Here is a 9,326-nt window from a genome sequence, read left to right on the forward strand (position 1 = left end):
GCCTCCCCCGCGCCGTACGCGCCGGGCGGCGCCCCGGTCGCCCCCGCGGCGGGCCCGAGCCCGGCCTGCGCCGGCCCCTGCTGAACGGCTCCCGGCAGAGCGGCGCCAGGCGGGGTCTCACCGGAACGGGACGGGCCGGGCCGGGCGCCACCGGCGGCGGCGCCAGGCTGGACGCTTCGGCCAGGGATGGCGCCGGACTGGCCGCCCGAGGCAGAGGTCGAGCCGGGTCGGGCGTCCTGGGCGGGGACGGCGCCAGGTTGGGCGCCGTATGCAGAGGCAGTGCCGGGCCGGCCGCCTTGGGCAGGGGTCGAGCCCGGGCGGGCGGTGCCCGTCCAGGTCGCGGTCGGGGGTTCGGGGAGGGCCGCCGTGGCGGGGGCGGCGGACGGGTCGAGGCGCGGGTGCGGCGGCCCCGGACGGTCGCCGAGGAGGCGGAGCAGGACGTCCTCGGAGGTGGGGCGGGCCTTGGGGTCCTTGGCGAGGCAGCCGGCGGCGACCTCGGCGATCGGGCCGGGCAGCGCGCCGAGGTCGGGGGTCTCGTGCATGATCCGGTACATCACGGCGGGCAGCGCGCCGCCCGCGAACGGGTCGCGGCCGGTGGCGGCGAACAGCAGCGTGGCCGCCCACGCGAACAGGTCGGTGGCGGGCGACACCCGTCCCGCGAACTGCTCCGGAGCCATGTAGGCGGGGGTCCCGACGACCTGGCTGGTCATCGTGGCGCCGGCGTCGAACGCGCGGGCGATGCCGAAGTCGATCACGCGCGGCCCGTCCAGGCCCATCAGCACGTTCTGCGGCTTGAAGTCGCGGTGCACGACGCCCGCGCGGTGGATCGCGGTGAGCGCGGTGACCGTGCCGATCGCCAGCCGGTCCAGGTCGGCGCCGGTGCGCGGGCCCTGTTCGAGCACGAGCTCGCGCAGCGACCGGCCCGGCACGTACTCGCTGACGATGTAGGGGCGGTCGCCGTCCATGTCGGCGGCGAGGACCTGCGCGGTGCAGAACCCCGCGATCCGCTGCAGCAGGGCCAGCTCGCGGACGAAACGGCCGCGCGCGGCGGCGTTGCCGAGCAGCTGCGCGTGCAGCAGCTTGACGGCGACGCGCGGCGGCGCGCCCGACGGGCCCGGCGCGGCGGGCGCGTGGTCGCCCGCGCCGGCGGGGCGGCCGAGGTAGACCACGCCCTGGCCGCCGGTGCCGAGCCGCCCGAGGATCTCGTAGCCGCCGAGGCGGGTGGGATCCGCGGCGGTGAGGGGAAGCGGGCTCGCCATTGTGACCCCCGTCAGGTCCCGCAATGCCGGCCGCCGGCCGGGCGCAAGAATTCCGTATTCTCCCGGGCACTAATCGGTGCCGCCCGGCATCCAAGAGTATAGGTTCACCGAACCCGGAGCGGGAGACGACGCATGCTCGAGATCAATTCACGAATGGCGCGGGGCCGGATGCCGATCATGGCGGCCGGCGCGCTGGTGCTGGCGGCGGGGACGCTGGCGGGCTGCGGGGACGCGGGGGCCACCATCACCCGGCTGACCGTGGGCTCGCCGGGGCGCGACCCGTACACCCTGGCGGCGAACACCGACCAGGTCAAGGTGGCGACGCGCCCGGCGCGGGGCGGCACGAAGGACGGCGACGCGCCCGGCCTGTACGGCGGGACGCGCCGGATCTCGAGCTGCGACCAGCGCAGGCTCGTCGCGTTCCTGCAGGCCAACCCGGACAAGGCGCGCGCGTGGGCGGGCGTGCAGGGCATTCCGGTGAGCGACATCGAGCGGTACGTGTCGCGGCTGACGCCGGTGCTGCTGCGCACCGACACCCTGGTGACCAACCACGGCTACCGGGACGGCAGGGCGACGAGCGAGAGCGCCGTGCTCCAGGCCGGAATGGGCGTTCTGGTCAATGGCTACGGGGTTCCGGCGGTGAAGTGCAATTGCGGGAATCCGCTGACCGCGCCGGCGGGCAAGATCAATACATCGAACGCGCGGTACAGTGGCCGAAAGTGGCCGGGATTCGAGAAGCGGAATGTGACGCGGATCCGGCCGCGGGATTCCCGCAAGGGCACGATCACGGTCTTCGTGCTCGTCGATCCGGGCGCCACGATGGGCTTCGAGCGGCCGCGCGCGACCACGGGCGGCGACGACGGGCCGCCGCTGCCGCTTCCGGCCACCGAGACGGAGCCGTCGGGCGGCACGCCCAGCGACTCCCCGGCGCCGGCCGACTCGGGGTCGTCGGGCTCCCCCGCGCCGGGCGACGGGTCGCCGGCCCCCGGGTCGCCGGAGCCGGGGATCTCCGATCCGGGATCGCCCGCGCCGGGGTCCCCGGCGCCGGAAATCTCGCAGCCGGGGGTGTCGCCCGGCGGCGGACCGGGCACGGGGACCGCGACCGGCACCGGCACCGGCACCGGCACCGGCACCGGCACCGGCGATGATGGGTCGGGCGGCACCGGGACCGGCGGCACCACCGGCGGGGCGGGGGCCGGGACGCCCGGCGACGAGCCGCAGAGCCCGGTGATCTCGATGGCGCCGCCCGGCGGATCGGCGGGGTCGTCCCCGGCCCTCTGACCCCTGCTGCTACATTTGTTCATATGAGCAGTGCTTCAGATGTCATCCCCGCGGAGGCGTGCGCCGTCCGCGTGGTCGACGCGGAGAAGGTCGCCCTCGTGTCCGCCTCGATGCCGGGCGCGGAGGCGGTCGGGGAGCTCGCGCAGGTGTTCGGGCTGCTGTCCGACCCGGGCCGGCTCCGGGTGATCACCGCACTGCTCGAAGGGGGAGAGATGTGCGTGTGCGACATCGCGGCGTCCTGCGGGCAGTCGGAGTCGTCGGTGTCGCACGCGCTGCGCCTGCTGCGCGCCAACCGCGTGGTCCGGGTCCGCCGGGCCGGCCGGATGGCCTACTACCGGCTGGACGACTCGCACGTCCGGATGCTGCTCGATCTCGCCCTCGCCCACGTCGGCCACGGGGAGGAAGGCGCATGACCGCGAAGCCGGAGAACGAGCCGGACGGGCACGGGCACGGCCATGAGCACGCCCAAGGCCTGAGCCAAGGCCATGGGCATGGACACGGGCACGGGCACGGCATCTCCGCCAACGCGGACCGGCGGCTGCTCGGCGGCGCCCTCGCCCTGATCGTCGCCTACATGGCGGGCGAGGTCGTGATCGGCCTGCTGGCCGGATCGCTCGCCCTGCTCTCCGACGCCGCGCACATGCTGACCGACGCGTTCGCGATCGCGCTGGCGCTGGTCGCCATGCGGATCGCCGCGCGCCCGCCGCGGGGCGGTTTCACGTTCGGGATGCGCCGCGCGGAGATCCTCTCGGCGCAGCTGAACGGGCTGACGCTGATCCTGCTCGCGGCGTTCTTCGTGTACGAGGGCGTCCACCGGCTGATCAGCCCGCCGGAGGTCGACGGGCGGTTCGTCTTCTGGACGGCCCTCGCGGGCATCGCGGTCAACCTGGCCGCGAGCTGGCTGCTGAGCCGGGCGAACCGGACGAGCCTGAACGTCGAGGGCGCGTTCCAGCACATCCTGAACGACCTGTTCGCGTTCGTCTGCACCGCCGTCGCCGGACTGGTGGTGTGGACGACGGGGTTCGCCCGCGCGGACGCGATCGCGTCGCTGGTGGTGGCGGCGCTGATGCTGAAGGCCGGGTACGGGCTGCTGCGGGACGCGGGGCGGGTGCTGATGGAGGCCGCCCCGGCGGGCATCGACCCGTCCGAGCTGGGCGCCCGGCTGGCCGAGCGGCCGTGCGTCGAGGAGGTGCACGACCTGCACGTGTGGGAGGTCGGGTCCGGCTATCCGGCGCTGTCGGCGCACGTGCTGGTGGACGCGAAGGGCGACTGCCACGCCGTCCGCCGCGACATGCAGGACCTGCTGCGCGCCTCGTACGGGATCACCCACACGACGCTGGAGGTCGATCACGTGGACGGCCCGTCCCGGCACGGCCACTGCGAGGACTCGCACGGCCCCCGGCACGTGGGCGAGGCCGACCAGCCGCACCAGCACGCGGGCTCCGCCCCCTGCGACCACTGACCCGCCGCACGTCACAGGCCCGGCGTCAGAGGCCCGGCGTCAGAGGCCCGGCGTCAGAGCCCCGGCGTCAGAGGTCGAAGAGCTCGGCGGCGGTGTTCCAGCAGACGGCCCGGAGCCAGTCGTCGCCGAGGCCGAGGTCGGCCAGCGCCTCCAGTTGATGGGCGTAGGCGTAGGGAATGTTGGGGAAATCGGTGCCGAGCAGGATCTTGCCCTCCAGCCCGAGGTCGCGGAGCCGCGGCAGGAGCGCCTCGGGGAACGAGCCCAGGCCGCCCGCGAACCGGGTGAAGGTCATCGTCGTGTCCAGATGGACGCCGCCGTACCGGTCGGCGAGGTCGAAGAAGCCCCCGAACTCGGGCGCGCCGAGGTGGGCGATGATCGCGGTGAGGCGGGGGTGGCGGGCCAGCACCCCGGCGAACGGGTCCGGGCCGGTGAACCCGTTGGCGACCGGGCCGGACCCGGCGTGGACCAGGGCGGGGACCCCGGCCTCGGCGAGGATCCCCCACGCCTCGTCCAGCTCCTTGTCCCGGGGGTCGAACCCGCCGACCTGGAGGTGGACCTTGAACACACGCGCCCCCGACTCCAGGGCGCGGCGCACGTAGGCGGCGGCGCTCGGCTCGGGGAAGAACGTCGCGGTCTGCAGGCAGTCGGGGACGCGGGCGGCGAACTCGGCGCCCCACTCGTTCAGCGACTCGGCCATGCCGGGCCGGTGCGGGTACACCAGCGCGGTGAACGCGCGGACGCCGAGGCCGCGCAGGAACGCCAGCCGCTCCTCCTCCGAGTCCCGGTAGCGGATCGGCCACTCCGTGCCGATCAGCGGTCCGGCGTCGTCGAAGTACGCCCAGACCGCGCTCATCAGCCGCGGCGGCATGAAGTGGACGTGCGCGTCGATGATGCCGGGCAGCCCGAGCGCCTGCCAGAACGCGGGGACGGCGGAATCCGAACGGGGTTCAGTCACGCCCCGAACCCTAGCCGGAGGCGGGCGGGCCGCCGGCGGGTGCTAGGCGATCGCGGCCAGCAGGGCGGGCAGCGCGGCGCGCAGCTCCCGCCGCCAGTACGGCCAGGTGTGCGTGCCGCGGTAGAAGTGCGTGGAGATCGGGATGCCGAGCTTCTTCAGCTTGCCCGCGAACTCGCGGGTGACGCTTCCGGCGAGCGCCTCGACCACGTCGTGGCCGGTGCCGGGCTTCGGGTCGTAGGGGCCGGGCCGCCCGTCGCCCGCGCTGACGTGCAGCTGGACGCCGGCGAGGCGGTCGGCCAGGTCGAACGGGTTGTGCTGGCGCCACACGACGCGCTGCTCGTCGGGGTCGCCCCACACGTCCGTCCAGTCGCGGGCGGGCTCGCCGATCGCGACGGTCAGCTCGACGAGGTCGGCGACGTCCAGGCCGCGCGGGTCGCGGTGGAGGGTGTGCACCGGGCCGCTGAACGACGCGGCGGCGCGGAACAGGCCGCGGTGCCGGGCGGCGTAGGACAGCGCGCCCATCCCGCCGGTCCCATTCCCGGCGACGGCGCGCCGCGTTCCGGCGCGGTATCCGCGTTCGAGTATCTGGCGCAGCTCGGCCAGATGGAACGTCTCCCACTTCGGCGCCCCGCCGTCGCCGCGATTCCACCAATCGGTGTAATTCCCGCAGGGGCCGCCGTCCGGCATGACGACGATCACCTCGCCGTCCCCGGTCAGCTCCTCGACGCCGCCGTGGTCGGTCCAGGCGGTGTGCCCGGCGCCGGAGCCGTGCAGCAGCCACAGCACGGGCCAGGTCCGGGAGGCGTCCCGCGACCAGCCCGGAGGCAGCAGGAGCCGGGCGTGCGCGACGCCGGGGAGGACGGGCGAGCGGACCGCGAGGTCCAGGACGCGGCGGCGGGGCCGGTGCTCGCCGACGACGGTCGCGCCGTCGTCGGCGGGTGCTGCGGACGGGGCGGCGCCCCCGGTGGCCATGGACATGTTTTCCGTCCCGGTCATTCAGCTGTGGTTCACCGGTAATGTCCCCACTTCCGGCCATGTTTCAACGTGAAGTAATGGGTTTATAAAGCAGCGGACCCGGGTTCCCGGGCGGCCGCCGGTAGGGTGGCGCGAACGAGTGGAGGGCGACCGAGTCGAGATGCGGAGCAAAGCGGAGCTGGAGTCGGCGATCGGCAAGGGCGGCCGCGCGGTCCTGGTGATCAACTCGCGGTCGCGGCGGGGCCGCCGGCTGTACGGCCGGGCGCGCCGCCTGCTGGACGAGGCCGGGATCGCCTTCGACCAGGTCTTCCCGGTGACCGATCCGACCCGGCTGCGCGACCTGTTCGGCGACGTGCTGGCGCTGGAGCCCGACCTCGTCGTGGTCGGCGGCGGGGACGGGACGGTCGCCGAGGCCGTCGGGCACCTCGCGCACCGCGACATCGCGCTCGGCGTGCTGCCGCTCGGCACCACCAACAACTTCGCGCGCAGCCTGGAGCTGCCGCTGGACCTGCCCGGCGCGGTCCGGACCGTGGCGCTGGGCGGCCCGGGCGGCGGGAAGGTCGCCGACGTGGACGTCGGCTGGTTCGAGAGCACCGGCGACCCGCAGGGCGAGGGGCCGGGCGCCGACCGCGAGCACATCTTCGCGAACATGGTCAGCCTCGGCCTGTCGGTGCAGGTCGCGGGGAAGGTCCCGCACCTGCTGAAGCGGTACCTCGGCCGTCCCGCGTACGCGCTGACGGCGGCGGGGCTGCTGCCCCGGCACAAGGCGTTCACGGCCCGCATCACGATCGACGGGGAGACGACGTCCCTCCGGACGCACCAGCTGAACATCGCGAACGGCGCGCACCACAGCGGGCAGCGGATCGCCCGGGACGCGAGCCCCGACGACCGGCTGCTGGCCGTCTACCGGCTGGGCGACGAGCGGCGGCTGCGGCTGGCGTCCGCGACGGCCCGGCACGTGCTGACCGGCCCGTGGCGGACGCTGGACGAGGACGCGTTCCTCACCACCGCGCACGTGGAGATCGAGACCGATCCGCCGATGCGGGTGGACGTGGACGGCGAGGTCCGCGGCCGGACGCCGGTGACGATCCGGCTGCGGGGCAACGCGCTGCGCGTGATCGTCCCGCAGACGTTCGACGACACCTGATCCACCGCCCCGCGGCGGCCCGGTGCGGGTGGGCCGGGTCGCGGGTCAGAGCACGCCGCGCGCCGCGAGCAGGTCCCTGAGCCGGTCGTGCGGCAGCGCCGGCGACCGGTGCCCGTCCCGGCCGATCATGGTGCGGGCCGCCAGCAGCGCGTTCAGCACGGCCTCCTCGACCGCCTGGACGACGGCCTCGTAGAACGGGTCGATCCGGTTCCACGGGACGAACCGCAGCGTCTCGTAGCCCTCCTCCCCCGCCGGGAAGCCGCCGGTGAGCGCGCCCGCGTTGGCGGTGGAGAAGGCCAGGAAGATGTCGCCGGACGAGTGCTGCCCGTAGGTGCCGGTGCGGGCCAGGCCGAGCGGGACGCGGCGGGCGAGCGCGGTGCACTGCCCGGGGATCAGCGGCGCGTCCGTCGCGACGACCGCGATGACCGAGCCGGCGCCGGCGAGCCCGAGCCAGTCGGTGTCCTCCATGGGGTTGTCGTCGGCGAGGGCCGCGCCGACCGGGACGCCGCGGACGGTGAGGTCCTTGCGGGAGCCGAAGTTCGCCTGGACGAACGCGCCGACCGTGTAGGCGTCGCCGCCGTACCGCACGACCCGCGAGGACGTCCCGTTGCCGCCCTTGAAGCCGTAGCAGTTCATGCCGGTCCCGCCGCCGGCGTTGCCCTCCTCGACGGGGCCGCCGCGCGCCGCGTCCAGCGCCCGGACCGCGTGCTCGGGACGCACGTGGGCGCCGCCGATGTCGTTGAGGTAGCCGTCCCAGGTCTCCGCGACGACGGGCAGCATCCAGTCCTGCGAGCCGGGGCTCTCGCGGAGCATCCACTCGATGGCGCCCCGGTGGCAGGTGCCGACCGCGTGCGTGTTGGTGATCAGGACGGGCGTGTTCAGGGCGCCGGTCTCGGCCAGCCAGTGCGAGCCGGTCATCTCGCCGTTGCCGTTCAGCGAGTGCACCCCGGCCGCGCAGGCGTCGGCGAGGCCGGCGCGTCCGCGCGGGAGCAGCGCCGTGACGCCGGTGCGGACGGGGCCCTCGCCCGGACGCAGCGGGCCGTCGCCGGAGACCAGCGTGACGCAGCCGACCTCGACGCCGGGCACGTCGGTGATCGCGTTGAGCGGGCCGGTGTCGCCGGGCATCGGCAGGCCGAGGGCGCGGGCGCGGGTCATGTGCCGCCTTCCGGGTCGAAGGGTCTAGCGCTCGTCGGCCATGACGTAGTCGCCGGCCTCCAGGCGCTCGATGAGGCCGCACGCCCACTGCATGGCCGCGTCGGCGGAGTGCACCCACCAGCCGAGCAGCTCGTGGAGGTGCGCGGGGTCCGCCGGCGCCTCGTACAGCGGCATGACGTTGGCGCGCCGGGCGGCCAGGCCGTCCAGCCGCTGCCGGAGCAGCTCGATCGCCTCCGGGCGGGTCAGCTCGGCGAGGAAGGCGAGCCCGGCCGTCAGCATCTCCGGGTGCCGGATGTCGACCGTGGAGATCGCGCAGCGCAGCAGCCGGAAGAACTCCTCCCGGCCCGCGCCGGTGATCTCGTAGTCGGTGTGCGGCGGCCCGGCGTCGCTCTCCTCCACGTCGTGGGCGAGCAGCAGGCCCTCCTTGGCCAGCTGCCGCAGCGCGTGGTAGATCGAGCCCGGGTTCACGTGGGCCCACTCGTCCGAGCCCCAGGAGATCAGCTCCCTGCGGATCTCGTACCCGTGGGCCCGGCCGAACCGCCGCACCCCGCCGAGGACCAGCAGCCGCGTCGCCGACATCATCACCCTTCCCTGTCCGAGCCGACGTTCAGGGTAGAGCCTGCGGCGGGCGCCGGTGGCACGCCCCCCGGCGGGCGCATCGGGAGGGTGTTCTTCCCCGGCGGGCACTGGCCCCTGGGCGGGGCCCGGCCTAGCGTCGTGCCATGGCAGCGGAATGGTGGTCCATCGAGGTGTTCGACGCGTCCCTGCCCGCGTCCGCCTGGCAGCGGTCCTGGCAGGAGACGCTGGCGGAGACCGCGCTGACCTACGGCGCGGTCCACTGGGAGTGGCACACGCACACGTGGGGCGTCGTCTTCGAGGTGTTCTTCGAGGACGAGGAGCAGTGGGAGGCGTGGCGGGCCCTGCCCGTCGTGCGCGCGGCCCTGGACGCCGTGCCGGACCCGGTGAACGGGCTGGTGGTGTACCGGGGCCGCGGCGGGTCGTCCGGGGCCCCGGTTCCCCGGCGGCCGGTCCCGGCGCCGGGCGCCGCGGCGATCGAGGCCGTCCCGCCGGAGCCCGACCCGATCATCGACC

The 9,326-nt window shown here is 75.0% G+C and carries 10 protein-coding genes; 5 read left to right on the top strand and 5 right to left on the bottom strand.

The window, feature by feature from the left end; translation table 11 throughout:
- Nucleotides 1-1,259: serine/threonine-protein kinase (locus ABZ914_RS39670; protein WP_500199688.1), on the bottom strand; the 1,259-nt coding region annotated here is incomplete at its 3' end.
- A gap of 132 nt (nucleotides 1,260-1,391) precedes the next feature.
- Here ABZ914_RS39670 and ABZ914_RS39675 point away from each other — a divergent pair.
- From ABZ914_RS39675 to ABZ914_RS39685, 3 genes are read left to right on the top strand one after another with little or no spacing between them, the layout of a single operon-like run.
- The gene (locus ABZ914_RS39675) at nucleotides 1,392-2,540 is read left to right on the top strand and encodes a DUF6777 domain-containing protein (protein WP_500199689.1); all 1,149 of its coding nucleotides are present in this window, start codon (nucleotides 1,392-1,394) and stop codon (nucleotides 2,538-2,540) included.
- A 23-nt stretch (nucleotides 2,541-2,563) separates the two neighbouring features.
- Nucleotides 2,564-2,953: an ArsR/SmtB family transcription factor gene (locus tag ABZ914_RS39680; RefSeq protein ID WP_190863600.1), complete on the top strand. Its 390-nt coding sequence runs from the start codon at nucleotides 2,564-2,566 to the stop codon at nucleotides 2,951-2,953.
- Complete coding sequence (locus tag ABZ914_RS39685) at nucleotides 2,950-4,002, top strand: cation diffusion facilitator family transporter (RefSeq protein ID WP_500199691.1); 1,053 nt, start codon at nucleotides 2,950-2,952, stop codon at nucleotides 4,000-4,002. Before ABZ914_RS39680 ends, ABZ914_RS39685 begins: the two co-directional genes overlap by 4 nt.
- A gap of 67 nt (nucleotides 4,003-4,069) precedes the next feature.
- Here the strand turns inward: ABZ914_RS39685 and ABZ914_RS39690 are convergent, their stop codons facing one another.
- Both ABZ914_RS39690 and ABZ914_RS39695 read right to left on the bottom strand, forming a co-directional pair.
- The gene (locus ABZ914_RS39690) at nucleotides 4,070-4,957 is read right to left on the bottom strand and encodes an amidohydrolase family protein (RefSeq protein WP_500199692.1); all 888 of its coding nucleotides are present in this window, start codon (nucleotides 4,955-4,957) and stop codon (nucleotides 4,070-4,072) included.
- A gap of 42 nt (nucleotides 4,958-4,999) precedes the next feature.
- Nucleotides 5,000-5,953: an alpha/beta hydrolase gene (locus tag ABZ914_RS39695; RefSeq protein WP_500199693.1), complete on the bottom strand. Its 954-nt coding sequence runs from the start codon at nucleotides 5,951-5,953 to the stop codon at nucleotides 5,000-5,002.
- A 139-nt stretch (nucleotides 5,954-6,092) separates the two neighbouring features.
- Between ABZ914_RS39695 and ABZ914_RS39700 the strand changes: the two genes are divergently transcribed.
- Nucleotides 6,093-7,079, top strand: coding sequence for a diacylglycerol/lipid kinase family protein (locus ABZ914_RS39700; RefSeq protein WP_500199695.1), 987 nt, complete (start codon nucleotides 6,093-6,095; stop codon nucleotides 7,077-7,079).
- Between the two features lie 45 nt (nucleotides 7,080-7,124).
- On the opposite strand, the gene ABZ914_RS39705 is transcribed toward ABZ914_RS39700, so the two are convergent.
- Nucleotides 7,125-8,234 carry a DmpA family aminopeptidase gene (locus ABZ914_RS39705; RefSeq protein ID WP_500199697.1) on the bottom strand — a complete coding sequence of 370 codons (1,110 nt, stop codon included), beginning with the start codon at nucleotides 8,232-8,234 and terminating at the stop codon, nucleotides 7,125-7,127.
- Between the two features lie 24 nt (nucleotides 8,235-8,258).
- The gene (locus tag ABZ914_RS39710) at nucleotides 8,259-8,816 is read right to left on the bottom strand and encodes a PadR family transcriptional regulator (RefSeq protein ID WP_241756161.1); all 558 of its coding nucleotides are present in this window, start codon (nucleotides 8,814-8,816) and stop codon (nucleotides 8,259-8,261) included.
- Nucleotides 8,817-8,956: 140 nt separating this feature from the next.
- Here ABZ914_RS39710 and ABZ914_RS39715 point away from each other — a divergent pair.
- Nucleotides 8,957-9,326 (top strand): hypothetical protein (locus ABZ914_RS39715; RefSeq protein WP_500199699.1); only part of this gene is annotated, 370 nt, incomplete at its 3' end.

The sequence above is a fragment of the Spirillospora sp. NPDC046719 genome (assembly GCF_040645715.1).
GTDB lineage: Bacteria > Actinomycetota > Actinomycetes > Streptosporangiales > Streptosporangiaceae > Spirillospora.

What these genes read in the sequence shown, in the direction of transcription:
- ABZ914_RS39700 (WP_500199695.1), top strand. Translation starts at nt 6,093, where the DNA reads ATGCGGAGCAAAGCGGAGCTGGAGTCGGCGATCGGCAAGGGCGGCCGC.
- ABZ914_RS39675 (WP_500199689.1), top strand. Translation starts at nt 1,392, where the DNA reads ATGCTCGAGATCAATTCACGAATGGCGCGGGGCCGGATGCCGATCATG.
- ABZ914_RS39685 (WP_500199691.1), top strand. Translation starts at nt 2,950, where the DNA reads ATGACCGCGAAGCCGGAGAACGAGCCGGACGGGCACGGGCACGGCCAT.
- ABZ914_RS39710 (WP_241756161.1), bottom strand. Translation starts at nt 8,816, where the DNA reads ATGATGTCGGCGACGCGGCTGCTGGTCCTCGGCGGGGTGCGGCGGTTC.
- ABZ914_RS39680 (WP_190863600.1), top strand. Translation starts at nt 2,564, where the DNA reads ATGAGCAGTGCTTCAGATGTCATCCCCGCGGAGGCGTGCGCCGTCCGC.
- ABZ914_RS39695 (WP_500199693.1), bottom strand. Translation starts at nt 5,953, where the DNA reads ATGACCGGGACGGAAAACATGTCCATGGCCACCGGGGGCGCCGCCCCG.
- ABZ914_RS39705 (WP_500199697.1), bottom strand. Translation starts at nt 8,234, where the DNA reads ATGACCCGCGCCCGCGCCCTCGGCCTGCCGATGCCCGGCGACACCGGC.